Origin of the sequence: Streptomyces hyderabadensis, from assembly GCF_020404845.1 — a bacterium.
Taxonomy (GTDB): domain Bacteria; phylum Actinomycetota; class Actinomycetes; order Streptomycetales; family Streptomycetaceae; genus Streptomyces; species Streptomyces hyderabadensis.
Genome location: NZ_JAIOJZ010000010.1, coordinates 13,191 through 36,887 on the forward strand (window position 1 = coordinate 13,191; position 23,697 = coordinate 36,887).

Annotated in this window: 24 protein-coding genes and 7 tRNA genes; 10 read left to right on the plus strand and 21 right to left on the minus strand. The window is 72.6% G+C overall.

Features of this window, described 5'->3' with window-relative positions:
* Nucleotides 1-63: 63 nt before the first annotated feature.
* On the minus strand, nucleotides 64-1,323 hold the full coding sequence (locus tag K7854_RS10165; RefSeq protein WP_226026079.1) for a hypothetical protein: 1,260 nt from the start codon (nucleotides 1,321-1,323) through the stop codon (nucleotides 64-66).
* A complete protein-coding gene (locus tag K7854_RS10170; RefSeq protein ID WP_226026080.1) occupies nucleotides 1,320-1,886 on the minus strand; it encodes a DUF4365 domain-containing protein in 567 nt (188 codons plus the stop codon). The genes K7854_RS10165 and K7854_RS10170 overlap by 4 nt, the downstream gene beginning before the upstream one ends.
* Before the next feature lie 171 nt (nucleotides 1,887-2,057).
* Here K7854_RS10170 and K7854_RS10175 point away from each other — a divergent pair, with 171 nt between their 5' ends.
* Nucleotides 2,058-2,783 carry a 3'-5' exonuclease gene (locus tag K7854_RS10175; protein WP_226026081.1) on the plus strand — a complete coding sequence of 242 codons (726 nt, stop codon included), beginning with the start codon at nucleotides 2,058-2,060 and terminating at the stop codon, nucleotides 2,781-2,783.
* Between the two features lie 141 nt (nucleotides 2,784-2,924).
* Here the strand turns inward: K7854_RS10175 and K7854_RS10180 are convergent.
* From K7854_RS10180 to K7854_RS10220, 9 genes are all read right to left on the minus strand, one after another.
* Nucleotides 2,925-2,996 (minus strand) — tRNA-Val (locus tag K7854_RS10180).
* A 39-nt stretch (nucleotides 2,997-3,035) separates the two neighbouring features.
* Entirely contained in the window at nucleotides 3,036-3,494 is a 459-nt protein-coding gene (locus tag K7854_RS10185) for an SRPBCC family protein (protein WP_226026082.1), read from the minus strand.
* A gap of 39 nt (nucleotides 3,495-3,533) precedes the next feature.
* A complete protein-coding gene (locus tag K7854_RS10190; protein WP_226026083.1) occupies nucleotides 3,534-6,272 on the minus strand; it encodes an exo-rhamnogalacturonan lyase family protein in 2,739 nt (912 codons plus the stop codon).
* Between the two features lie 113 nt (nucleotides 6,273-6,385).
* Nucleotides 6,386-6,985 (minus strand): hypothetical protein, encoded by a 600-nt coding sequence (locus tag K7854_RS10195; RefSeq protein ID WP_226026084.1) that lies wholly within the window; start codon nucleotides 6,983-6,985, stop codon nucleotides 6,386-6,388.
* 12 nt (nucleotides 6,986-6,997) lie between these two features.
* On the minus strand, nucleotides 6,998-7,909 hold the full coding sequence (locus K7854_RS10200; RefSeq protein WP_226026085.1) for a carbohydrate ABC transporter permease: 912 nt from the start codon (nucleotides 7,907-7,909) through the stop codon (nucleotides 6,998-7,000).
* Nucleotides 7,906-8,904: a carbohydrate ABC transporter permease gene (locus tag K7854_RS10205; RefSeq protein ID WP_226026086.1), complete on the minus strand. Its 999-nt coding sequence runs from the start codon at nucleotides 8,902-8,904 to the stop codon at nucleotides 7,906-7,908. The genes K7854_RS10200 and K7854_RS10205 overlap by 4 nt, the downstream gene beginning before the upstream one ends.
* Nucleotides 8,904-10,205 carry an ABC transporter substrate-binding protein gene (locus tag K7854_RS10210; RefSeq protein ID WP_226026087.1) on the minus strand — a complete coding sequence of 434 codons (1,302 nt, stop codon included), beginning with the start codon at nucleotides 10,203-10,205 and terminating at the stop codon, nucleotides 8,904-8,906. The genes K7854_RS10205 and K7854_RS10210 overlap by 1 nt, the downstream gene beginning before the upstream one ends.
* A 365-nt stretch (nucleotides 10,206-10,570) precedes the next feature.
* A tRNA-Val gene (locus K7854_RS10215) sits at nucleotides 10,571-10,642 on the minus strand.
* A gap of 79 nt (nucleotides 10,643-10,721) precedes the next feature.
* The gene (locus tag K7854_RS10220) at nucleotides 10,722-11,174 is read right to left on the minus strand and encodes a TIGR02611 family protein (protein WP_127894349.1); all 453 of its coding nucleotides are present in this window, start codon (nucleotides 11,172-11,174) and stop codon (nucleotides 10,722-10,724) included.
* A gap of 191 nt (nucleotides 11,175-11,365) precedes the next feature.
* On the opposite strand from K7854_RS10220, the gene K7854_RS10225 reads away from it, so the two are divergent.
* Both K7854_RS10225 and K7854_RS10230 read left to right on the plus strand, forming a co-directional pair.
* Nucleotides 11,366-11,779, plus strand: coding sequence for an SsgA family sporulation/cell division regulator (locus tag K7854_RS10225; RefSeq protein ID WP_004002642.1), 414 nt, complete (start codon nucleotides 11,366-11,368; stop codon nucleotides 11,777-11,779).
* A gap of 290 nt (nucleotides 11,780-12,069) precedes the next feature.
* Nucleotides 12,070-12,630, plus strand: coding sequence for a CGNR zinc finger domain-containing protein (locus K7854_RS10230; RefSeq protein ID WP_226026088.1), 561 nt, complete (start codon nucleotides 12,070-12,072; stop codon nucleotides 12,628-12,630).
* Between the two features lie 95 nt (nucleotides 12,631-12,725).
* On the opposite strand, the gene K7854_RS10235 is transcribed toward K7854_RS10230, so the two are convergent.
* Nucleotides 12,726-12,905 (minus strand): hypothetical protein, encoded by a 180-nt coding sequence (locus tag K7854_RS10235; protein ID WP_226026089.1) that lies wholly within the window; start codon nucleotides 12,903-12,905, stop codon nucleotides 12,726-12,728.
* A gap of 163 nt (nucleotides 12,906-13,068) precedes the next feature.
* Nucleotides 13,069-13,521 carry a hypothetical protein gene (locus tag K7854_RS10240; RefSeq protein WP_226026090.1) on the minus strand — a complete coding sequence of 151 codons (453 nt, stop codon included), beginning with the start codon at nucleotides 13,519-13,521 and terminating at the stop codon, nucleotides 13,069-13,071.
* A gap of 192 nt (nucleotides 13,522-13,713) precedes the next feature.
* Between K7854_RS10240 and K7854_RS10245 the strand changes: the two genes are divergently transcribed.
* Complete coding sequence (locus tag K7854_RS10245) at nucleotides 13,714-14,238, plus strand: DsbA family protein (RefSeq protein ID WP_226026091.1); 525 nt, start codon at nucleotides 13,714-13,716, stop codon at nucleotides 14,236-14,238.
* A gap of 24 nt (nucleotides 14,239-14,262) precedes the next feature.
* On the opposite strand, the gene K7854_RS10250 is transcribed toward K7854_RS10245, so the two are convergent.
* From K7854_RS10250 to K7854_RS10260, 3 genes are read right to left on the minus strand one after another with little or no spacing between them, the layout of a single operon-like run.
* Nucleotides 14,263-15,087 carry a GNAT family N-acetyltransferase gene (locus tag K7854_RS10250; protein WP_226026092.1) on the minus strand — a complete coding sequence of 275 codons (825 nt, stop codon included), beginning with the start codon at nucleotides 15,085-15,087 and terminating at the stop codon, nucleotides 14,263-14,265.
* A gap of 51 nt (nucleotides 15,088-15,138) precedes the next feature.
* Complete coding sequence (locus tag K7854_RS10255) at nucleotides 15,139-15,960, minus strand: aminotransferase class IV (RefSeq protein ID WP_226026093.1); 822 nt, start codon at nucleotides 15,958-15,960, stop codon at nucleotides 15,139-15,141.
* Complete coding sequence (locus K7854_RS10260; protein ID WP_226026094.1) at nucleotides 15,957-17,018, minus strand: chorismate-binding protein; 1,062 nt, start codon at nucleotides 17,016-17,018, stop codon at nucleotides 15,957-15,959. The genes K7854_RS10255 and K7854_RS10260 overlap by 4 nt, the downstream gene beginning before the upstream one ends.
* A 177-nt stretch (nucleotides 17,019-17,195) precedes the next feature.
* Here K7854_RS10260 and K7854_RS10265 point away from each other — a divergent pair.
* The 5 genes from K7854_RS10265 to K7854_RS10285 all read left to right on the plus strand — a co-directional run bounded on the left by K7854_RS10265 (nucleotide 17,196) and on the right by K7854_RS10285 (nucleotide 17,654).
* Nucleotides 17,196-17,268, plus strand: a tRNA-Gly gene (locus tag K7854_RS10265).
* Nucleotides 17,269-17,306: 38 nt separating this feature from the next.
* A tRNA-Cys gene (locus tag K7854_RS10270) sits at nucleotides 17,307-17,380 on the plus strand.
* Between the two features lies 1 nt (nucleotide 17,381).
* Nucleotides 17,382-17,453 (plus strand) — tRNA-Val (locus tag K7854_RS10275).
* A 36-nt stretch (nucleotides 17,454-17,489) separates the two neighbouring features.
* Nucleotides 17,490-17,561, plus strand: a tRNA-Val gene (locus tag K7854_RS10280).
* A gap of 21 nt (nucleotides 17,562-17,582) precedes the next feature.
* Nucleotides 17,583-17,654 (plus strand) — tRNA-Val (locus K7854_RS10285).
* Between the two features lie 84 nt (nucleotides 17,655-17,738).
* Here the strand turns inward: K7854_RS10285 and K7854_RS10290 are convergent.
* The 3 genes from K7854_RS10290 to K7854_RS10300 all read right to left on the minus strand — a co-directional run bounded on the left by K7854_RS10290 (nucleotide 17,739) and on the right by K7854_RS10300 (nucleotide 19,463).
* Complete coding sequence (locus K7854_RS10290) at nucleotides 17,739-18,026, minus strand: TFIIB-type zinc ribbon-containing protein (protein ID WP_087810305.1); 288 nt, start codon at nucleotides 18,024-18,026, stop codon at nucleotides 17,739-17,741.
* Between the two features lie 101 nt (nucleotides 18,027-18,127).
* Nucleotides 18,128-19,063: a phosphotransferase gene (locus K7854_RS10295; RefSeq protein ID WP_226026095.1), complete on the minus strand. Its 936-nt coding sequence runs from the start codon at nucleotides 19,061-19,063 to the stop codon at nucleotides 18,128-18,130.
* A 217-nt stretch (nucleotides 19,064-19,280) separates the two neighbouring features.
* Nucleotides 19,281-19,463: a hypothetical protein gene (locus tag K7854_RS10300; RefSeq protein WP_052837821.1), complete on the minus strand. Its 183-nt coding sequence runs from the start codon at nucleotides 19,461-19,463 to the stop codon at nucleotides 19,281-19,283.
* A gap of 589 nt (nucleotides 19,464-20,052) precedes the next feature.
* Here K7854_RS10300 and K7854_RS10305 point away from each other — a divergent pair.
* Nucleotides 20,053-21,489: a serine/threonine-protein kinase gene (locus K7854_RS10305; protein WP_226026191.1), complete on the plus strand. Its 1,437-nt coding sequence runs from the start codon at nucleotides 20,053-20,055 to the stop codon at nucleotides 21,487-21,489.
* 22 nt (nucleotides 21,490-21,511) lie between these two features.
* Here K7854_RS10305 and K7854_RS10310 read toward each other — a convergent pair whose 3' ends face one another.
* Together K7854_RS10310 and cobA are read right to left on the minus strand one after the other, a co-directional pair.
* Complete coding sequence (locus K7854_RS10310; RefSeq protein WP_226026096.1) at nucleotides 21,512-22,330, minus strand: TrmH family RNA methyltransferase; 819 nt, start codon at nucleotides 22,328-22,330, stop codon at nucleotides 21,512-21,514.
* A 1-nt stretch (nucleotide 22,331) separates the two neighbouring features.
* Nucleotides 22,332-23,564, minus strand: coding sequence for a uroporphyrinogen-III C-methyltransferase (cobA, locus tag K7854_RS10315; RefSeq protein ID WP_226026097.1), 1,233 nt, complete (start codon nucleotides 23,562-23,564; stop codon nucleotides 22,332-22,334).
* Nucleotides 23,565-23,697 lie beyond the last annotated feature (133 nt).

Sequence of the window (23,697 nt, forward strand, 5' to 3'; positions counted from 1 at the left end):
GGCGCCATACCGGAGCGCACGCATGGGGGCGATCGTACCGACCCGGGGCCGTCCACCGCGAAATCAGTCCTGGCAGTCCCCTCCGTCGCAGCACGCCTCCTCGAAGAAGGCGGCGACCTCCACGTGCTCCTGGACGGCCTTCAGCAGCCGGTCCCGCTCCGCGTCGTCGACCGGTACGGGGGTGATCTCGCAGGCGCCGGTGAGCCGCCGGAACCCGCCCCGGCTCTCCAGCCGCCCGAGCACCCGTACCGGCAGTCCGACGAGGTGGGCGTGCCCGGCGATCCGGTAGGCCTCCTCGTCCAGCGCGATCCGCACGTGCGGCACCTCGGCCCCGGCCAGCACCCGCAGCCGTACGGTGCCGGTGCCGCGCGGTCCGGGCCGGCGCATGCGGACGACGGTGCCGGTGATCCGTACCGGGACGGAGGGCTCGGCGCGCAGGTAGCGGGCGGCCGCCTCGCGCAGGGCGGGCAGGTCGCCGGGCGAGAACTCGACGGGGTCGGTGAGGGCGCCGCACCCTTCGGGCACGCCCGCGGCGGGTGCCCAGCCGACGGCGACCCGGGCGCCCTCGGTGCCCCGGACGAGGGCGACCAGGGACTCGGTCAGCTCGTGGCTGACGCCCGCCGCGACGGCCGAGTCGAAGGCCTCCGTGCCCCCGGTGGCCCGTCGGTAGTCGACGGCCTCACGGGCGGCGTGGAGGGCCTGGTGCAGGCGTACGGCGAGGGGGCGGCCGGTGCCGACCGGCAGGAACGCCGCGAGACGGCGGCCGCCGGGGGCGGGGCTCACCAGGACGTTCTCCAGGGCGGCGCCGGCGGAGCGCCGGTGCCGGGCGCCGTAGTAGCCGGCCCGCGCGCGGGTGGCGAGGGCTCCGGCGAGCAGCATCCGGCGGGCGGCGGAGCGCAGCTGTTCCTCCGCCGTCCAGGAGGCGGCGTCGCCGGGTCCGGCAGGGATGTCGCGTTCCCAGCGGATCTCGTCGCTGGGGACGGCGAGGGAGAGCAGGATCTCGCGGGCGGCGGGCGTGCCGCTGCGGGACAGGGCGTGCAGCGCCTCGCCGAGCAGGTCGTCGCTGTCGGGGAAGGCGCGGCTGACGGGCACCAGGAGGCTGGTGACGCCCGCGGCCGGTCCTGGCGGGGTCCAGCGGCCGTAGCGGCCCGGGGCGCCGCCGCGCCGTCGCCAGCCGTGCCGGTGCAGCAGGGCGGTCAGCACGGCCGGGTCGACGGTGCCGGGCTCGGGCGGGCCGTCGTCGAGGGGGTCGGCCGGGTGCGGGCGGGCGGACCTCAGGAGCTCGACGGGCCGTGGGGGGCCGCCGGCCGGGCGGTGCGTCATGGTTTCCCTCCCGTCCCGACCCGCGTCATGATCTCGCACAGCGCACGGTCGTCGAAGATCCGCGCGGTCGGTATCCGCACGGTGGTGCGCCGCCGTCCGGTGACCGGATGTCCGGCGAGGTTGGTCCAGTAGCAGCAGTGCCTGAGGTCGAGCCGGTCGTGGCCGGCGCGCAGCCACTGGTCCCGGGACCGGGGGACGATCATCACGACGAGGATCTTGTGCACCGACACCGGGGTGCGGGCGAGCTTCGTCAGGTGGTCGTTGTCGAGGGTGAAGGAGAAGGAGCGGCCGGGCGGGCTCGGCGGGAGCTGGTAGGTGGCCTTGAGCTGCACCTTGATGGTGACCTCGTCGTCGACGGTGTGCCCGGGGGCGCTGTGGCTGACGTGCCAGTCGATGCCGTTGTCCGGGAAGGGCTGGGAGAGCGAGCAGCCGGCCGCGGCGGCGACCGCGTGGAGGTAGCCGACCTGCAAGGTCTCCATGCAGGCGGTGGTGGCGAGGGAGCCGCGTGAGGGCGCGGTGCGCTCGGGCAGCAGCCCGCCCCGTTCGGGCTGCGCAATGGCCATGACCAACAGCCTTCCAGAACTGGTGAATCCCCGCTGCGGGTCTGTGAACTGCAAAGACCCGTACTCCTGTTGTGTCCTTCCGGCGTACGTCGCAAACAGCCCGGGTATCACCGAACCGGGACAAGGGACGGCACGTCAGCTGCCGTGCTGGAACGAGGAGTTGAGTGCCCTATGACGAGCTGGTTCGAGGGGCCGTTGGCCGCCTTCGACACGGAGACCACGGGTGTGGACACCGAGGCCGACCGGATCGTGTCGGCGGCCCTCGTCGTCCAGGACGCGCCGGGGCTGCGGCCGCGGGTGACCCGGTGGCTGGTGAACCCGGGTGTGCCGGTGCCGGAGGCGGCGACGGCGGTGCACGGGCTGACCGAGGAGCATGTGCAGCGCCACGGGCGGTGGCCGGCGCCGGTGATGTACGAGATAGCGGAGGCGCTGGCCGAGCAGGCCCGTGCGGGGCGTCCGCTGGTGGTGATGAACGCGCCGTTCGACCTGACCCTGCTGGACCGGGAGTTGCGCAGGCACCGCGCCTCCTCGCTGGGCCGCTGGCTGGAGCGGACGTCGCTGCATGTGCTGGACCCGCGGGTGCTGGACAAGCATCTGGACCGCTACCGCAAGGGCCGTCGCACCCTCACCGACCTGTGCGCGCACTACGGCGTGGAGTTGGAGGGGGCGCACGACGCGGCGGCGGACGCGCAGGCGGCGCTGGAGGTCGTGCGGGCGGTGGGGCGCCGCTTCCAGGCACGTCTGGAGCGCTTGTCCCCAGCGGAGCTGCACACCCTGCAGGCGGTGTGGCACGCGGGTCAGGCGCGCGGGCTGCAGGCGTGGTTCGCGCTCAACGGGACGGAGGAGCCGGTGGACCCGGCCTGGCCCGTGCGCCCGGACCTGCCTGCGGCGGCGTGACCTTTCGCCCCCGGCCCGGGACAACGCCGGGACGGGGGTGTGGGTGGCGGGGCCCCCACAACGCGCGGCGGAAGCCGTGCAGAAACGAAGAGAGCGACGTGGTCCGCGTAGTTTGCGGAACACACGTCGCTCTCGCGAGCGTGGGCGATACTGGGTTCGAACCAGTGACCTCTTCGGTGTGAACGAAGCGCTCTCCCACTGAGCTAATCGCCCGGGAACGCACTGAACAATACAGGGCTCCCGGCGTTTCCATCAAACCGCCGGCCGGCCGCCTGCCAGGTGCGCGGCCAGACCCTGCCGTCCCGCCCGCATCATGAGGCGGTGGTTGGCCCGGAACAGGGGCCGCCCGGGCACGGCGAGGCGGCGCAGCAGCGGCTTGTTCACGACGACCTCCTGGTCGTAGCGGACGAGGGTGGTGGTGCCGTGCGGGGCGACCGTCCAGCGGGCCCAGCCCTCCATGTCGCCGCTCATCGCGACCTCCAGCACCCCGGCGGCCGGGTCGCGGCGCCCTTCCCGCACGGTCGCCGTCAGCTCGTACGGGAGCAGGGAGCGGAACCGGAGGACGCCGCTGGTGTCGTCGAGCCGGGTGACCTCGCGGACCTGTGGCCACCAGCGGGGGTAGTCCTCGATGCGTTCCAGTGCGCGGTAGACGTCGGGGGCCGGCGCGGGCAGCGGCCACAGGCTGCGGAAGCGGTAATGGTTCCAGTCCACCCGTGCAGTGTGCCCGCGCCCGCCCCGGCCGGGGGCCGGCTACGGCATCCTGTCCCCCAGGAGTGCGAGGTTCTCGATGGCGGCGAGGCCGTAGAGGGCGGTGTCGTTGGTGGACACCCAGCTCGCCTCGCTGCCCGGGACCAGGGCGGCGGGCCCGCTCAGCTTCTCCGTCGTCCAGGGCGCCGACTCCTGGTAGCCGTCGGAGTCGTGGAACTTCTGCCAGGCGCGCGTGGCGAGCTTCTCGTCGCCGGTCCGTACGGCGGCGTAGGCGTCGAGGCGCGAGTGGCCCTGGAAGAGGATCAGGCTGCCGAAGTTGCTGCCGTAGCGCTCGGCCTGTTCGGTCTTGCTCGCGTTGAAGTAGCGGCAGTAGTCGTAGTACGCCTGCTCGAACTCCGGCATGTCGACGAGGTCGATCAGTTCGGCGCAGAGTTCGTTCAGGCCGAAGACGGCGGACAGGTGGGAGACCTCGACCTTCGGGCTGTCGGCCACGGCGAACCTGCCGGTGTCCAGGTCGTACAGGCCGCTGCCCTGGACGAAGCCGTTGGGCTGGGCGGCGATGGTCTCCATGGTGGACAGGACGCGGTCGCGGGCCTTCTCCCATGCGGGGCCCTTGCGTTCCCATTCGGTGAGCCAGGCCGAGACCAGGCCGCTCCAGTCGGTGCCGAAGCCGATGGACAGGGCGTTGCGGTCGGGGGTGTAGGGCTCGGTGCGGATCTTGCGGAGCGGGTCGAGGGCGAGGAAGGTCTCGTCGGAGTCGACGTTGGCGTGCATGAGGTCGCCGACGCGTTCGTCGGCGGTGAGGAAGTAGTAGAAGCGCCGGTAGGTGGTGTTGGCGATGCGCTGCTGCTTGGCGCTGTCGGCGTAGTGCTGGACGCCGTGCCGGGTGCCGAGGCCAGCCCACTTGCCGAGGTGGTAGACGTCGACCTCGCCGGTGTGCCGGGTCATGGCCTCGGCGAAGCGGAAGATGTCGGCGCGGCCGGAGCGCAGGTAGGCGTACCAGAGCCAGAGGTCCGGGGAGAGTTCGGAGTTGTCCCAGGCGTAGCCGCCGATGTCGTAGCGCCAGGTGTGCCGGGCGGCGTCGTAGGTGTGCATGATGTCGCCGTAGTCCCAGAAGCCGTACCAGCGGCGTTGTTCGACCTGGTCCTTGTAGTAGGTGAAGAGGAAGTCGAGGTGGTCCTCGATCTTCGCCTTGGCGGGGGTGGAGCGGTCGGGCTCGGAGTAGAGGCCGGGGCCGAAGACCTTGGCCTTGATGAGCTGCTTCGGCGGGGCCGCCAGTTGCGGCAGGACGCGCACCGCCTCGACCTGTTCGGCGAGCTTCTCGGCGCTCGGGGTGGCGGCGTTGGCCCAGAAGAGGAGTTCCGAGGTGCGGGCGATGCCGTAGGGGGTGCCGAAGCCGGGTTCGTAGTCCTCGTAGGTGATGTTGAGGCCTTCGAGCTGCTCCTCGTACGTGTCCTGTCCCAGGCCGTCGTGGTAGAAGCGCAGGTCCATGGGCTGGGCCTCGGGCGACCAGAGCCAGAGGGTGACCTCGGCCGCGTCGGTCTGGGCGTCGCGGATGTCGAGCTGGGCGGGGTGCTTCTCCCAGAAGTCGCGCAGGCCGAAGGAGAGGCCGCCGCTCGCGCCGCCGACGTAGCCGAAGCCGGAGGCGCGCCGTCCGCCGCCGGCGCCGATCCAGCCGTGTCCCTTCTTGGTGCGCTTGCGCAGGGTGAAGCCGTCTGCGGAGAGCTGGGCGAGGGTGTAGTCGCCCCACTCGGGGATGTACTGCAGGCGGGTGGTGACCCGCTGGTCCCAGGTGGCGGGGTCGGGCAGTCTCTCCCCGGCGAACTGGGCCGCCTGGACGGCGGCGCCGGGGTCGCGGCGCAGTCCGGTGATGCCCTTGACCGCCTCGCGGAGCAGGCCGGTGCCCTCGCCGCCGATGCGGACGTGGCGGTCGTAGGACTCGTCGCGCATCGGGACGGTGAAGCGGACCCCGAGGCCGCGGATGAAGTCGCCGCTCGCCTTCCCGGGTTCCTGCTCCCCGTCGAAGGTGAGGGTGTGCACCATCCGGAAGGAGTCGGCGCCCGCGTAGAAGTAGAGGCGGATGGAGAAGGGGAGCCAGCGACGGTGGCCCTTGCGGTGCTTGCCGTCGATGCGGACGACGGCGCGGACCGGGCCGTCCTGCTCGACCTTCACCTCGTCGATCGCGCCGTCGAAGCGCTCGTACTTCACCGTGCCCTGGTCGCCGTCCTCGATCTCGGGCTGGCGCAGCAGGACCAGGCGGCCGTTCCTGGCGATCTCGGTGGCGCCCCGGGTGACCGACTTGATCAGCGCCGACCCGGACGTGCCGATGCTCGCGGTGATGACGCCGGTCGATATGCCGATGGTGCCGCCGTGCCGGGCGACGGTGACCCTCTTGGCGGGGGCGGCCGGGGTACCGGGGCCCAGGGTGAGCTTGCCGTTGCCCGAGCCGACGGCGTGGGCGGTCCACTTGAGGGAGCCGTCGGGCCAGTGGGCGAGCGGCCAGGACTGCACGGGTACGGCCTTGCCGTCCGCGTCCGTGACGGCGAACGACTGGTCCTCCTGGAAGGCGCCCCGGGGCCAGGGGACGCCGACGGTGGAGCCGGGGGCGGCGCCGAGGCCGCCGTCCTCCAGCCAGGTCAGGGTGACGGGGCTGTCGTCGGCGGCCGGGGCGGCGGCGGGCGCGGCCTGCGCGTTCTTGGTACCCAGGGCCCAGCTGAACTGGGCGGCGGCGCCGGCGACGGCGGCCGCCTTGAGGAGGGACCTGCGGGGGATGGGGGACATGGCCTTTCCTTTCCGCACGGGCGTGCATGACTGTCAAGGGCATGACAGATAGAGGTGCGGCACCGGAGCGCCGACCTGGGCGGGGGGGCGGCCGGCACGGGACCGCCCCGGGATCAACGACGCCGGTAGCGCTCCTCCACCGCGACGGCCGCCGCGGCCACCGCGCCGAGGACGGCGACGGCCAGCGGTGCGCTGAACCAGGCGGAGCAGACCACGACGGCCAGCCCGCCGACGAGGAGGAGCGAACCGGCGGGGTCGCGCAGGGTCCGGCGGCCCGCCCGCGCGAGCAGCGCCCGCCAGGAGGCGCCGGGGTGCCAGGCCGCCGCCGCGCGCAGTCCCGCGACGGCCGCGGCGATCAGGGCGAGGACGCCGACGGTGCCGACCAGCGGTCCGCCGGGCAGACCGTCCCGGACGGCCCGCACGTCCACCCACACCACCGCCAGGGCGGCCCAGCCGGCGACCCCGACGAGCCAGCCGTGGCGCACCGCCGCCCGGAAGTCGGCGGTGAACTCCCGCCAGCCGCCCCGCTCGTGGGCCAGCCGACGGCCGAGGTGCCGCGCGCCGGCCGCGAAGGCGGCGGGGTAGGTGACCAGCCCCAGGGCCGCCACCGCGATCCACACGCCGGTGAGCAGGCACTCGGCGAACAGGGCGAAGCCCTGGGAGAACCGGGACTCCCCCGGTCCCGGCCGGGCCCCGGCACGCGCTTCGGTCATCGGAATGTCACCTCAGCCCTTCAGGCCGGACGTCGCCATGCCGTCGATCAGATAGCGCTGGAAGGCCAGGAAGAAGGCGAGGACCGGCAGCAGGGCGACCAGTGACATGGCGATCATGCCGCCGTAGTTGGCCAGGCCCTCCTGGTCCACGAACATCTTCAGGCCGAGGGAGATCGTGTACTTGCCGGGCTCGTTGAGGTAGATCAGCGGGCCCATGAAGTCGTTCCAGGAGTTGATGAAGGTGAAGATCGCGCTGGTGATCAGCGCGGGGCGGCACAGCGGGAGCACGATCGACCAGTAGATGCGGAAGTGCCCGCAGCCGTCGAGCCGGGCGGCCTCGTCCAGTTCCCTGGGCAGGTTCCGCATGAACTGCACCATCAGGAAGACGAAGAACGCCTCGGTGGCCAGGTACTTCCCCAGCAGGAGCGGGGTGTACGTGTTGATCATGTCCAGGTTGCGGAAGAGCACGTACTGCGGGATCAGCAGCACGTGGTAGGGCAGCAGCAGCGTGCCGATCATCAGTGTGAAGAGCAGGTTGCGGCCGGCGAACCTGATCTTCGCGAAGGCGTACGCGGTCAGCGAGCAGGACACCACGATGCCGATCACGGAACCTACGGCGAGGAAGAGCGAGTTGACGAAGAACGTGGAGATCGAGATGTCCGCGATGCCGTCGGCGAGGCTCGTGTAGTTGTCCGTGATCGGGTCGCCCGGGAAGAGGTCCAGGCTGCCGACGATGTCGCCGCTCTCCTTGAAGGAGCCGCCGATCACCCAGAGCACCGGGTAGAGGATCACGGCGAGGATCGCCAGCGACCCGAGGTGCCAGGCGAGCGACCCGGGCAGGCGGCGCCGGAGCACGGCCGCCCTGGCGGACCTGGGCGGTGGGGCGTCGGTGACGGGTGTGACGTCGGTGGCCTGCGCGCTCATCGGCCGCCCTCCTCGTAGTGCACCCAGCGCTTCTGGGACCAGAACAGCACCGCGGTGACCAGGGCGACCGCGACCAGCAGCATCCACGCCATGGCGGAGGCCAGGCCCATGCGGCTGTTCTCGAAGCCCTGGACGTACAGGTAGCAGGTGTAGACCATCGTGCCGTCGGCCGGGCCGCAGGCGTTGCCTCCGGCGCCGCCGCCGACGATGTAGGCCGAGCTGAAGATCTGGAAGGAGTGGATGGTCTCCAGCAGGACGTTGAAGAAGAGGACCGGGGAGATCATCGGCAGGGTGATGTTCCAGAACTGCCGCAGCTTCCCCGCGCCGTCCACGTCGGCGGCCTCGTACAGCTCGCGCGGCACCTGTTTCAGACCGGCCAGGAAGATGACCATCGGGGCGCCGAACTGCCAGACGGTGAGCGCCACCAGGCTGTAGATGATCAGCTCCGGGTCACCGGTCCAGCCGCCGGCACCGATCCCGAAGAGCTGCTGGGTGCGGTCGACGACCGCGTCGTCCGAGAAGATCGCCTTCCAGACGATGGCGACGGACACGCTCGCACCGATCAGCGACGGGGCGTAGAACGCAGCCCGGTAGAAGGCCTGTCCGCGCCGCTTCTGGGCCAGCAGCAGCGCGACACCCAGCGCCGCGATCAGCTTGATCGGGGTGCCGACCACGACGTACCACAGGGTGATGCGGACCGAATGGCGCCAGCGCGGGTCGCCGAACATCTCGGCGAAGTTGTCCAGGCCGATCCAGCGGGGGGCGTCGAAGAGGTTGTAGTCGGTGAACGCGAAGTAGAGCGAGGCGACCATCGGGCCCGCGGTCAGCAGCAGGAACCCGGCGATCCAGGGGGACATGAAGAGGTATCCGGCCAGGTTCTCCCGGCGCCTGCGCTGCTTCGGCCCGGCGGGGCGCGGGGACGTCGCCGGACCGTGCCGCGGCTCCGGGTCCGCCCGGCCGTCCAGTGCGGGGGCGTGTGTCACGGCGCTTCCCATCAGCCGGCGAGGACCGTCTTCGACTCGGTGAAGAACTGCTCGACGGCCTCCTCGACGGACCGCGAGCCGAGCGCCATCTCCTCCGCGATGCGCAGGAACGCGGCCTCGCAGATGTCGGCCCCGTTCGGGTGCGGGGTGATCTGCTCCAGGACGCCGGCCTCCACGAGTGACTCCTCGTAGGCGGCGATGGCCTTGTTGACCGGGTCGGTCGGCTTGTACGCGTCGTACTGGGCCTGGGTCGTGGGGACGCCCCGGTCGTAGCCCATGATCTTGGCGACCTCGGGGTCGTGGACCATGAAGTCGATGAACTGGGCGACCTCCTTGGGGTGCTGGGTGCGCTTGTAGGCGCTGAGCATCAGGGAGCCCAGGTACTGGCCGGTCCGCTTGCCGTCCGTGGTGGGGATCGGCGCGAGTCCGTACTCGCTCTTGCCCTCGGAGGTGTAGCGGACGGTGAAGTTGTCCCAGGTGAACTCGCTGCCGGCGAGTTCCGCGGACAGTGCCGACTTGGGCTTGATCTGGGCGACCTTCTTGGGGTCGGCGAAGAGGCCGGACTTCACGTCCTTCTCCGCCTTGGTCCACCAGGTGGTCAGGTCCGCCTCGGTGAAGCCGAGTCCGTCCTCGGTGAAGAACGCCTTGCCGTTCTGACGCAGGTACAGGTCGTAGAGGTACATCACGCCGTACATGCCGCTGTCGCCGGCCCGGCCGGTCCTGTCCCGGACCTTCGTCATCGCCTCGTCGAAGTCGTCCCAGGTCCAGCCCTGTTCGGGCTTGATGCCGGCCCGGGTGTAGACGGGCTTGTCGATGACCAGGGCCATCGAGTTGGAACCGACCGGCACGCCGAGGAGTTTGCCGTCGATCTCGCCGAACTTCTCCAGGCCGGCGCGGAATCCGTCCATGGCGAGGTTGCCCGCCTTCACCTGCTCGCCGAGGTCGAGCAGCACATTCTTGGCATCGTATTTGCGGAGAAATCCGATGGCATTCTGGAAGACGTCCGGTGGATTGCCTCCGGAGGCCTGTGTGTTGAACTTCTTCCAGAAGTCGGTGTACGGCTGGAAGTCAGTCTTGACCTTGATCTTCGGATACTTCTTCTCGAAGAGCGCGATGGTCTTGTTGATGCGTTCCGCCCGGTCCTCGGCACCCCACCAGGAGTAACGGATCGTCACCGTTCCGTCTCCCGAGCCGCTGCCGCCGCCGCACGCGGTGGCCGTGGCGCCCAGGCCCGCGACGGCCAGCGAGGCCCCCGCCGCCTTGAGGATCGTCCGCCTCCCGGCCTGCCGCTCCGCATTTCCGCCCTGCTGCATACGAGCCTCCCCGCGACGTCGCGTCCGCCTCATGAATCGTTTCAAGTAAGCGCTTGCTGGCACAAGGTACGGAGGGGCCAGGGGTGCGTCAATGATTCGGACAGGAATTGATGGGCACGCCCCGACCGGCCCGGGACACCCATGGCGGACGCACCGTTCGGCGGCCGGGAGAACCCACAGGTCGGCGTGGCGCGACCGACCGGCCGAACGTCGGTGTGGTCGCGGAGCGCCCCGGCAGCGCAGGTCACGGTTGGGTGACGGTGAGCGGAGGTGACGGCGGGCGGAAGCGGAATGCCCGGACGCCGGGAGGGCCGCACACGAAAGCGGCCCGGCTCACGATCGTGAGCCGGGCCGCCTGATTCCGGTGGGCGATACTGGGTTCGAACCAGTGACCTCTTCGGTGTGAACGAAGCGCTCTCCCACTGAGCTAATCGCCCGGACGCAGGAAGAACATTACCCCATGTCAGAGGCGCCGGTGACCAACGGGGGCCGCGACGGAGCGACCCCCGCGGACGATCACTGGTCCTTGATCTTCCAGGGCATCTCGAGGCCGAACTTCCAGAGGTAGATCCCGGCCAGCACGGCGATGATCACCACGCCGATCGAGGTCAGGATGATGTTCCGGCGCCGCACCTTCGGGTCGAGGGCGCGCTGCGCCGCCTCGGTGACCTTGCGCTTGGTCCAGCGCAGCACCAGCTGGGCCCAGACGAACTCGGTCGCCCAGATGGCCATGCCGCCGAAGATCACCACCCAGCCCGGACCGGGCAGCGGCAGCATGATGATGCCGGCCACCACGACCGCGAGGCCGACGATGAAGACGCCGACCTGCCAGCTCAGGTGCAGCGCACGGCGCGCCCTGATGAATTCCGGTGCCCGCGAACCGAGCGCCCGCTCGGCCGTGGCCTCGTCCGTCCCCGTACGGTCTGCCGCCACGGCCGCCTCGCCGGGCTTGTTACTCCCCGTGTTCATACGGCCAAACACTACCGGAGCGAAACCTGTCACCGGAATGGGCGTACGACCCGAACGATCTCTCGGCCGGAAGAGTTACGTAAACACACGCAAAACACTCAGAGGGGTTTACAACGGCACCGTAGGTGGCATGTCGATTTCGCCGACGTGCGAATCCCCGAGCGCACACTGAGCGAAAGGCCCTGGCGCTTATGAACACCACGGTCAGCTGCGAGCTGCACCTGCGCCTCGTTGTGTCGAGCGAGTCCTCCCTGCCTGTCCCCGCAGGCCTGCGGTACGACACGGCCGACCCCTACGCCGTGCACGCCACCTTCCACACCGGAGCCGAGGAGACCGTCGAGTGGGTGTTCGCCCGCGACCTCCTCGCCGAAGGTCTCCACCGCCCCACAGGCACCGGCGACGTCCGTGTCTGGCCGTCCCGCAGTCACGGCCAGGGCGTCGTGTGCATCGCTCTCAGCTCCCCGGAGGGCGAAGCACTGCTGGAGGCCCCGGCGCGGGCCCTGGAGTCCTTCCTGAAGCGCACAGACGCCGCCGTGCCCCCCGGCACGGAGCACCGGCACTTCGATCTCGATCAGGAGCTCTCGCACATCCTGGCGGAAAGCTAGGGCGGGGCCCCGCGTGAAGCCGCCCGTCGCCGTCGACTCGGGGTGACGGCACGGGCCCGGACAACCGCATACGGCACACGACGGCGTCGTCGCCGCGGATCTCCGCGGGGGCGGCGCCGCTGCGTGCGCGGCCCCGGGAACGAAGGCGGGCCGGCCGCCGTTGAAAGGGCAGTCTTCGGGGCAATCGCCGACCGGGACCGGATCACGGCCGGTTCGCCCGTCGCGCCGGCCACTACCATCGGCCAGCATCGGCGGGCGCCCGCCCGACCCCCAGGCCAGGGAGACGAAACGTGCTGATCACCCACGACACCCGGTGCGCGCTCGACACCGTGGTGGATCTGGTGAACACCGTGCCGGAGGACGAGTCGGCCCCGGACGGGCTGCCGGACGTCGCGGCCCTCCAGGAATTCGTGGGAACGCACGAAATCAGCGACGTCGGCGTGCTCACGGACCTCGACCTCACGGCGGTGCGGGGCATCCGCGGACGGTTCGCGGCGGTCTTCGCCGCTCCCGACGCCCGGACCGCCGCGGGGCTGATCAACGACCTGGTCGCCGCCGCGGGCACCACGCCCCGGCTCACCGACCACGACGGCTACGACTGGCACATCCACTACTTCGCGCCCGGCGCCTCCGTCGCGGACCACCTCACCGCGGACTGCGGGATGGCCCTGGCGTTCTTCGTGGTGGCCGGGGAGCAGGAGCGGCTGCGGCGGTGCGAGGCGCCCGACTGCCGGCGCGCCTTCGTCGACCTCTCCCGGAACCGATCGCGGCGGTACTGCGACAGCCGCACCTGCGGGAACCGCCTGCACGTGGCCGCGTACCGGGCCCGGCGCAAGGAGGCGGCGGGCTGATCCCGGGCCCCTCGGATCCCGTGCTGCTCGGATCCCGGGCCCCTCGGAACGCGACGCGGCCCCCGGCGGGTGGCGCCGGGGAGCGCGGGTACGGCTCACAGCAACAGCAGATCGTGCAACGAAGCCATGAGCAGCAGACACCCGATCACCGCCAGGAAGATCATCAGCGGTGGCTGGGATAGGGCGAAGAGGCAGCCGCGCGGTTCGTCTGGCACCCGTGCGGCTTCGCTCTGTCTCGTGTCCAGCTGGGAATCCAGCTGAGTGGTGTCCGGCATCTCGCCGCGATGATGACGCAGCGGACGGGGTCTACGCGATCAACACGCCCGCTACGACCAGGTGTTGGTTGAATGTCGCAATGTCCGGTCGGATCGTGATCATTCCGGAACACGCGCTGTCGGCCTCGGACCGCTGTGTCGTTTCAAGCCCGGCCCGCGGCCGTCATATGCCGTGCTTCTTGAGGATGGCCTCGATGTCGCTGAAGTCGTCGTCACCGCCACGCGAGGCCTTCGCCGGCCTCGACGCGGGCTCGGCGGCCGGACGGGAGCCGGCCCCCAGGGAGGGGGCGGAGGCGCCCGGAGCCACCGCGTCGCGCCGGGCCGCGGCCCGGGCCTCCTTGCGCTCCTTGCGGGTGCCGCCGCGGCGGCGCTCCACCGCGCGCGTGGTCATGAAGAGCACCCAGGACACGCCCAGGACTCCGAAGCCCGCCCAGGCCACCGGGCTGAAGGCCGTGTCGGCCAGCCACTCGACGACTCCGGTCATCACCAGGCCGATCGGGACCAGCGAGTAGGCGGCGATGCGGGCGGCGGTGAGGAAGCGCTTGCGGTACGCGGTGACCGCCGCGATGCCCAGGCCCGCCGCGGACACCGCGGAGCAGACGGTCTCGGCAATCATCCGGTCCTCCAGGGCTGGGCTCGGTCGGGCATGAGTACTTCGTCCCTTCCATCCTGCACCGTCGGCCCGCCGCGGGGCCATGCCGGCGGAGGGAGATCAGGGAGATCTCGGGGTCGGCTCCTCCGCAGGTGCCGGTGGGCACCGTCCGAGGCCGGTTGGGGCGGTCCGCCGGGGGCTGGGAGGATGGGAGGCATGAGCGACTCCTCCCCCGCCCGTCCCGCCGCGCCCGTCCTCGACGTCTGGTGCGAGCTGCAGTGCCCGGACTGCCACACCGCCCTGGACGACCTCCGTGCCCTGCGCGCCCGCTACGGCGACCGTCTGGACGTGCGGCTGCGCCACTTCCCGCTGGAGAAGCACAAGCACGCCTTCGCCGCCGCGCAGGCCGCCGAGGAGGCCTTCGCGCAGGGCCGGGGCTGGGAGTACGCCGAGGCCGTGCTCGGCCGGGTCCCGGAGCTGGACCGTGCGGGAGAACCCTTCCTGGTCGAGGTGGCCCGGGAACTGGGACTGGACGCCGAGGAGTTCGACACGGCGCTGGTCGACGGCCGGCACATCCTGATCGTCGACGCGGACCAGGCCGAGGGCAAGGCGATCGGCGTGACCGGCACCCCCACGTACGTGATCGGCGGCGAGCGCCTGGACGGCGGAAAGAGCCAGGAAGGGCTGCGCGGGCGCATCGAGGAGATCGCCAACCGGCTGCTCGCCGAGCAGCGGGACTGAACGACCGGTCCCGGCCGCCCGCCGTTACAGCAGCGGCTTGCTGTAGCTGTACCGCGTGGTTTCGTAGCCGAGCGATTCGTAGAGCCGCTCGGCCGGGGTGTTCCCCGCGAAGACGTTGAGGCCGATCCGGGAGCGGCCGGCGGCGATCGCCTGGGCCTCGGCCAGCAGCATCAGCGTACGGCCGTGGCCCCGGCCGCGATGGGCCGCGTCGGCCTCGACGTCGTAGACGAAGGCCCGGTCCTCGTGCAGCGCCAGCCACAGGATCCCGACCCGCCGGCCCTCGTGTTCCAGCACGCTGAACAGCATGCCCTCGGTGTCCAGCCCCCGGGGCAGCAGCACTTCGTGATCGCGGCGGGCCTTCGCGTGCGCGTCGGCCTCGGGCACGCCCCGCTCCATCCAGGTGCGGGCGTACCGCTCCGACTCGTACGCGCGCCAGGCGGCGAAGTCCTCCCGCGTCATGGGCCGTGCCGCGCAGCCCGCGGGCAGGCCGGGCGGGGTGGTGCCGAGCGGCTTGGTCATGGTGCGGTTGCGCAGGGCGTAGCCGAGGGCCTGCGCGAGCCGGGTGCCCGCCTCGGCGTCGCCGGCGACGCCCGCCTCGATCTGCCGGCAGCCCCAGCCGCGCGCCACCTCCTCCGCGGCGAGCGCGGCCACCGTGCCCCGGCCGCGGCGGCGGTCCGGCTCGTCGACGCGCAGCTTGTGGATCACCGCCACCGAGTCGCCGAGGGAGGACGAGGTGCCGAGGTGCAGCACGCCGACGGGGCGGCTGTTCACGCACACCTGGTAGTGGCGCGAGCGGGTCCCGTCGGCGGCGCGCTGGAGCGGCTCGGTCGGCCGCAGTGTCGTGGTCATCACGGCAGTTCTACCCACCGTCGGCGGGAACGGCAGCCGAATATCGGTGGGTTACGGGTCCAGGTCGTCCCCGGAGCGCTCCGCGAAGATCCGCATGGCCTTGGCGGTCACCGGTCCCGGGGTGCCCGGCAGTGCGCGGTCGTCGACGCGGTGCACGGCCTGCACGTCCCGCAGGGTCGAGGTCAGGAACACCTCGTCGGCGCGCTCCAGTACCTCCAGCGGGAGATCGGTCTCGCGGGCGCCGGTCCACTCGGCGGCCAGGGCGCGGGTGATCCCGGCGAGGCAGCCGGAGGCGAGGGGCGGGGTGTGGATCTCGCCGTCCAGGACGACGAACACGTTGGACCCGGTGCCCTCGCAGAGCTGTCCCACCGTGTTGCCGAACAGCGCCTCCGTGGCACCGCGTTCGCGGGCGCGGGCGAGGGCGACGACGTTCTCGGCGTAGGAGGTGGTCTTCAGGCCGGTGAGCGCGCCGCGTTCGTTGCGGGTCCACGGCACGGTGATCACGGCCGTGGAGTCGGGGCGGCGGGCGGCCTCGCCGAGGGCGACGACGAGGGTCGGGCCGTGCTCTCCGCGGTCGGAGCCGAGGGGTCCGTGGCCGCCGGTGTAGGTGATGCGCAGCCGGCCGAGCGGCATCGGGTTGGCCTCGAGGACGGCGGTGCAGGCACGGCGCACCTCGTCGAGGTCCGGGTCGGGCAGGCCGAGGCCGCGGGCCGAGCCGGTCAGCCGGTCCAGGTGCCGGGTCAGCGCGAACGGCCTGCCGTCCACCGCCTTCACCGTCTCGAAGATGCCGTCGCCCACGGTCAGTCCGTGGTCGAGGACGGAGACGCGGGCGGACCCGAGGTCCTGCAACCCGCCGTCGAGCCAGATCTTCACGTCGCCAGCGCCTCTCCCGTGCCGTTCGTCTCGTACGTCCCCGACGCTACCGCGAGCAGCCGGGAGGCCTTCAGTTCGGTCTCCCGCCATTCGCCCTCCGGGTCGGAGCCCCAGGTGATGCCGGCGCCGGTGCCGAAGCGCAGCCACGTGGCACCGTCATCGGCCCGGTCGACCCAGAAGGTGCGGATGCCGACGGCCAGCTCGCCGGTGCCCCGGTCGGCGTCGACCCAGCCGACGCCCCCGCAGTACGGGCCCCGGGGCGCGGTCTCCAGCGCGTCGATGATCCGCAGCGCGCTGGACTTGGGCGCGCCGGTGACGGACCCGGGCGGGAAGGCGGCGCCGAGCAGCTCCGGCCAGCCGGCGTCCGCGGACAGCTCGCCGCGCACCGTGGACACCAGGTGGACGAGGCCGGGGTGCTTCTCGACGGCGCACAGGTCGGGCACCGTGACCGTGCCCGTGGCGCAGACCCGGCCCAGGTCGTTGCGGACCAGGTCCACGATCATGACGTTCTCGGCGTAGTCCTTCTCCAGCAGGTCGGCCTCGGTCCGGCCGGTGCCCTTGATCGGTCCGGACTCGACCGTCCGGCCGTTGCGGCGCAGGAACAGCTCGGGCGACGCGGTGGCGATCTCGACGCCGTGGCCGGGCAGCCGGATCGTGCCGGCGTACGGGGCCGGGTTGCCGCGGGCCAGCAGGGCGGTGAGCGCGTCCACGTCGGCGCCGGGGCCGACGGGCGCCGTCAGCACCCGGCAGAGGTTGGTCTGGTAGACCTCGCCGGCGGCTATGTGCGCGCGGATGCGCCGCACGCCCGCCGTGTACGCACCGCGGTCGAGCGAGGACGTCCAGTCGCCGGTGGCGGGGCCCCGCCACGCTCCCGGCACGGGCGGGGGCACCGGCCCGGTCCGTACGTCCGCGAAGCGTGCGCAGGTCAGGCGGCCTTCGAAGTCCGCGCAGACCGCCCAGAACCCCTCGGAGTCGAGGGCGGCGGGGTCGCTCGTGACGTCGAGGAGACCGGTGGCGAGGCGGTCGCCGAAGCGGGCGAGGGGAGGGAGGTCGAGCACGCTGTCGAGTCTAGGCCGGTGGCCCCGAGGTGACCCGAATGTGTCCTTCCGGGTGCCCTGACCTGGTCCGCGACCGGACGCACCGCAGCACGCTGCACAAACGCGTTTTTGTGCTGGCCCCGGAATCCGCTAGAGTTCATCACGTCGCCGGGACGCGCAAGCGGACCGAACCGACAGGCGGACGTAGCTCAGTTGGTAGAGCGCAACCTTGCCAAGGTTGAGGTCGCGAGTTCGAGCCTCGTCGTCCGCTCGCAGGAACAGGGGGCCTCCCGGGCCTCCTACACTCCTGGTGGAGTGGCCGAGAGGCGAGGCAACGGCCTGCAAAGCCGTCTACACGGGTTCAAATCCCGTCTCCACCTCCAAGGACGATTAGCTCAGCGGGAGAGCGCTTCCCTGACACGGAAGAGGTCACTGGTTCAATCCCAGTATCGTCCACTGATCCGCTAGGATCACCGGTCCGTAAGGATCCCCGCGCGATTAGCTCAGCGGGAGAGCGCTTCCCTGACACGGAAGAGGTCACTGGTTCAATCCCAGTATCGCGCACGCGGTAACGCACCACTCCCAGGACGATTAGCTCAGCGGGAGAGCGCTTCCCTGACACGGAAGAGGTCACTGGTTCAATCCCAGTATCGTCCACCCGGAGCGAAGCCCCCGGCCGTCTCGAACGGCCGGGGGCTTCGTCGTGCGCGGGCCCGTCGGGACGGGTCCGCGCGCGGCGGATCAGCTGGAGAAGAGCATGCGGCCGAAGCTCTTCTGGCGGTGGTGGCCGTAGTGACCGTGGCCGCCGTGCTGCGGGGCGCCCCAGGCCGGGGCCTGGGCCGCCGGGTAGGCCTGCGGGGCGGCGGGCGGGGCCGGCGGAGCGGGCTGGGACCACTGGGCCTCCAGACGGGTCAGGGACTCCAGCTCGCCGTAGTCGAGAAAGATGCCGCGGCAGCCGCTGCACTGCTCGATCTGAACGCCGTTGCGGTTGTAGGTGTGCATCGGTGCGTGGCACTTGGGGCACTGCATGCTCGGCTCAACTCCTCGCCGGTCGGTCCTGCTTCGCGTATCGCCAGGACAGACTCTGTCCCGCCGCCGGTCGGTTGCACCCTACTTCGCGGAATTTCGGCTCAACCCCGTGGGGCGGCGGGCCGGACGGCGGCCATGCGCGCGCACGCGTCGACGAGGGCGTGCTCCACCTCGTCCAGCGGCCGGTCGGCCAGCACCGCCTTGGTGACGGCCCGGGCGGCGGTCTGCGCGGTGAGGGCGCGGGCCGGGACGTCCAGGGCGGGCCAGGGGTCGCCGTCGGCGGGGACGGCGGGACCGCCGCGGGCGCGGTAGGCGGTGAGGAAGCGGTGCCACTGCTCGGGCGGGAGCAGCCCGCAGGCGTACCAGGCGGCGGGGCGGGCCAGGTCCCAGGCCGGGACGCCGGTGCCGAGGTCGTCGACGTCGATCAGCAGCCAGGGTCCGGCGGGCGCGGGGTGCCGGACGAGCTGGCCGAGGTGGAGGTCGCCGTGGCAGAGGGTGGTCGGGTCCGGCATGGCGGCCGCGCCGCGCGCCCAGGCGGGCAGCGCCGCCCAGGCCGCGAGCACGGGCCCGGTGGCGGGGTGGCCGGGGGCGGTGTCCCGGAGGCGGGCCACGGCCAGGGCCGCCTTCGCGGGGCCGCGCATGGGGGGTACGGCGGCGGGGGCCGGCGTGCGGTGGAGACGGGCGAGGAGGGTCGCCGCGGACTCCCACGGAGCGGCGTCCGGATCCTCCGGATCGACGGGTGTGCCGTAGGGCCAGTACGTGACGAGCCGCCCGTGCAGGTCCGCGGGGGCCGGGGCGAGCGGGGGCAGGAAGACGCCGGGGAGCCGGGCGGCCGCCGTGACCCGGAGGGACAGCTCGGCGTGGTCGGCGTCCGCGGGATGGGCCTTGGCTACGGTGCCCCCGTGCCGGACGACGGTGGCGTCGGGGCGGTCGGCGAGGGTGGCCGCGCCGCAGGGACAGGCCGCGGTGCGGGCGTGGGCCGCTTGCCTGACGCGGGCCGTCAGGGCGGTCAGCAGGGCGGGGACGTCCGTGGTCACGTGGGTGAGGGTACGCAGGTGTGGGGAGCCGCCGTGCCGCCCGGTGCGGTGCGGGATGCCGCCGTGCTGACCGCCCGATGCGGCACGGGGAAAAGCAATGCCGGCGCAGCTCCCCAGCTGCGCCGGCATTTGTGCCGTCCGCCGCACCCCCGTCCCCACGGGGTTTCATGGATGGATGTCCCCGCCCGGACCGCTCTTCCGGGCCTGGGGTCGCCGCTCAGCGCCCCAGCACCACACCCACGGACGACGCCTGTGTGGCCACTGTCTCCCACCCGTCGAAGACGAGGAGGAGCAGGACCGCCAGGGGGAGGGCCATGAGCGTCGCCACCGCGGGGTGGCGGCGGCCCTGACGGCGGCTTTGCCGTGTACGGACCAGCGTCCGCGGAACCGTCTGGGCCATGGTCCCTCTCCTGACCGTTTCGTTGTCTCGTTGCAGCGGCGGGTGTCTGACCTCGGGGGACGAGTGCTGCACCCGCCGCTTGACCTCAAATCTATGGGTCGGGCCGTCGCCGGACGTCATGCCCTCGTACCGATTGCCGGGCCTCCCGGAGGATGAGCCACCACCTGCCGAGTACTCCCCTGGGTGGAGACCGGCTGCGGGGTCTCGGGGTCTTCCCGGACGGGGTGCCCAGCGTGTCCCGGTATCTCCGGGCTGTCCGGTGACATCCCTCACTCCGATCGCCTCCCGGCACGACTCCGGCCCCGCCCCGGGGCCCGCTCCGCCCGCCACCACGCCGTGCGCGCGCGGGCACTGCCGGTCGCCCCCGGCCGTGCCCGTCCGGTCGCCTTTCCCCGCCCCAATCCCCCAGCCCCGGCGGCCCGTTGGGATCATCGCCGGGACCCGGCCGCTTGGGCCACGCGTTCGCTGACCACGTCTCAACTCTCGCACCGGGCACTGACAATCCGTTGTCGCGAGAGGGCGCGGCCTCTGCGCGCGGGCGGCCGTGGAAACGTAAGCTGTGGCACGTCACAGGGACCGGGCAGCGGGGATGAACATGGCGATGATGCGCCTGAGGCGCGAGGACCCGCGCGTCGTCGGCTCGTTCAGGCTTCACAGGCGGCTCGGCGCGGGTGGGATGGGCGTGGTCTACCTGGGCTCCGACAAGAAGGGGCAGCGGGTCGCGCTGAAGGTCATCCGGCCGGACCTGGCGGAGGACCAGGAGTTCCGGTCCCGGTTCGCGCGGGAGGTCTCGGCGGCCCGGCGCATCCGGGGCGGCTGCACGGCCCGGCTGGTCGCCGCGGACCTGGAGGCGGACCGCCCCTGGTTCGCCACGCAGTACGTCCCCGGCCCGTCCCTGCACGACAAGGTCGTCGACGGGGGCCCGCTCGGCGCGGCCGACGTGGCGGCCGTGGGCGCCGCGCTGTCCGAGGGCCTGGTCGCCGTGCACGAGGCCGGGGTGGTGCACCGGGACCTGAAGCCGTCCAACATCCTGCTGTCCCCGAAGGGGCCGCGGATCATCGACTTCGGCATCGCCTGGGCCACCGGTGCCTCCACCCTGACGCACGTCGGCACCGCGGTCGGCTCCCCCGGGTTCCTCGCCCCGGAGCAGGTGCGCGGGGCCGCGGTCACACCGGCCACGGACGTGTTCTCGCTGGGCGCCACGCTGGCGTACGCGTCGATGGGCGACTCGCCCTTCGGGCACGGCAGTTCCGAGGTGATGCTGTACCGCGTGGTGCACGAGGAGGCGCAGCTGCACGGCGTCCCGGACGCGCTCGCCCCGCTGGTGCGGGCGTGCCTGGCCAAGGACCCCGAGGAGCGCCCCAGCACCCTGCAACTGTCGCTGCGGCTCAAGGAGATCGCCGCCCGCGAGGCCCAGGGCATGGCCGACGTACGGCCGCCCGCGCCGCGCAGTGGTGAGGCGGACGTGCCCACCGGGCGGCTCGCCGACACCTACCCGGAGCGTGCCCAGCGGCGTCCGCAAGGCCGGCCGGGCGCGCAGGGCACTCCCCCGCCGCGCGGCACGTCGGGGACGCGGGGACCCGCACCGTCCCGGGGTTCCGTTCCCTCGCGCGGTGGCGGGCCCGCCCGGGGCGGGACGCCCTCGCGCGGCGGCGCACCGGCGCGCGGCGGCGGTGCGGGGGCCCGGTCCGGGTCCCGGCCGACGCCGTCCTCCCGCGACACGACGGGACGCAACCCCTCCCGCAACGACGCTGCCCGGTCCGCACCGCGCGGCGGAACCGGCCGTGGTGGGGCCAGGACGACGGGGACCGGCTGGCGGCGGCCCGCCAACCCGCGGCTGCTGCGGCAGCGCCTGTTCGTGTTCGTGGTCGTCACGCTGCTGGTCGCGCTGGGCATCGCCGCGGCACAGGGGTGCCAGGGGCCCTCGCGCGGGCTCGGCGACGAACGGGGCGGCGTGCGGGCGGCGCAGCAGGAGCGGGTGGAGCCGGCCGGTGCCCTTCCGGGGCAGCGGGCGCCCCGGGGCTGAGCACCGCGGGCGCCGCAGGCGGCTACGCCGAGGGGCGTCCCGACGTCACCGCGTAGAAGGCGACCGCTGCCGCCGCGCCCACGTTCAGGGAGTCCACGCCGTGGGACATCGGGATGCGGACCCAGGTGTCGGACGCCGCCAGGGCCCGCCGGGTCAGTCCGCTGCCCTCGGCGCCCAGCATGAGCGCCACCCGGTCCATGCGGTGCGGGGCGACCGCGTCGAGGGGCTCGGCCCGCTCGTCGGGGGTGAGGGCGAGCAGCGTGAAGCCCGCCGCACCGACCGCGGCCAGACCGCCCGGCCAGGTGTCGAGGCGGGCGTACGGCACGGAGAAGACCGCGCCCATCGAGACCTTGACGCTGCGCCGGTACAGGGGGTCCGCGCAGTCCGGGGAGAGCAGGACCGCGTCCATGCCGAGCGCGGCGGCGGAGCGGAAGATCGCACCGATGTTGGTGTGGTCGTTGACGGACTCCATGACAACGACCCGGCGGGCGGTGGTCAGTAGGCCGGCCGCGGTCGGGAGCGGCCTGCGCTGCATCGAGGCGAGCGCGCCGCGGTGCACGTGGTAGCCGGTGACCCGTTCGGCGAGCGCCGGGTCGACGACGTAGACCGGGGCCGGGGCCTCGTCGATGATGTCGCGCATGGTGTCGACCCATTTGGCGGACAGCAGCATCGAGCGCATCGCGTAGCCCGCCTCGCCGGCCCGGCGGATGACCTTCTCGCCCTCGGCGATGAACAGGCCCTCGGCGGGTTCGCGGCGGCGCCGCAGTTCGACGTCGGTCAGGCCGGTGTAGTCGTGCAGGCGCGGATCGTCGGGGTCGTCGACGGTGACGAGGTCGGCCATGTCAGACCGTCCCGTGCGGGCCGACGGCGACGACCTCGCCGACGACGATGACGGCCGGCGGCCTGACCTCCTGCGCGACCACCGTGTCGGCGACGGTGGCGAGGGTCGCGTCCACCCGGCGCTGGGCGGCCGTGGTGCCCTCCTGGACCAGGGCGACCGGCGTGTCGGAGGACTTGCCGTGCGCGACGAGGGTCTCGGCGATCCTGCCGATCTTGTCGACGCCCATCAGGATCACCAGTGTGCCGGTCAGCTTCGCCAGGGACGGCCAGTCGACCAGGGAGCGCTCGTCGTCGGGGGCCACGTGCCCGCTGACCACGGTGAACTCGTGGGCGACGCCCCGGTGGGTGACCGGGATGCCGGCCGCGCCGGGGACCGAGATCGAGCTGGAGATGCCGGGGACGACGGTGCACGCGATGCCCGCCTCGGCCAGTGCCTGCGCCTCCTCCATGCCCCGGCCGAAGACGAACGGGTCGCCGCCCTTGAGCCGTACGACCGCCTTGCCCTGCTTGGCGTGCTCGATCAGCGCGTTGTTGATGGCCTCCTGCGCCATGAACCGGCCGTAGGGGATCTTGGCCGCGTCGATGACCTCGACGTGCGGCGGCAGTTCGGCGAGCAGGTCGCGCGGGCCGAGCCGGTCGGCGATGACGACGTCGGCCTCGGCGAGCAGCCGGCGGCCGCGCACCGTGATCAGGTCCGGGTCGCCGGGGCCGCCGCCGACCAGGGCGACGCCGGGCGTGCGGGTCCGGCGGTGCGGGGCGACGAGGGTGCCGTCGCGCAGGCCCTCCACCACGGCGTCGCGGATGGCGGCGGTGTGGCGGGGGTCTCGGTGGCGCGCGTCGGTGGTGAGCACGGCGACGGTGACGCCCTCACTGTGTCCGGTCGCCGGGGTCCAGGCCGTGGCCCGGTCGGCGTCGTCGGAGCGCACGCACCACACGCGGTGCCGTTCGGCCTCGGCGGAGGCGGCGTTGTTGGCCCCGGTGTCGCTGGTGGCGATCAGGGCGTACCAGGCGTCCGCGAGGTCGCCCTCCGCGTACGGGCGCTGCTCCCAGGCGATCTCGCCCGCGTCCGCCATCGCCTCGACGGACGGGGTCGCCTCGGGGGACACGAGCCGGATGTCGGCGCCGGCCGCGATCAGGGCGGGCAGGCGGCGCTGGGCGACCTGTCCGCCGCCGAGGACGACCACACGACGGCCGGCGAGGCGGAGGCCTACGGGATAGGCGGGGTGTTCGGCCATGAGGGGACGGCTCCTCTTGCGGCGATGGCGCTGACGTGCGGATTTTACGGCGGGGTGGCCGGTGGGGCCCAGGTGGTCCGGTGGTTGGACCACCGGCCCGGTGACGGGACCCCGTCGCCGGACGGGGCCGGAT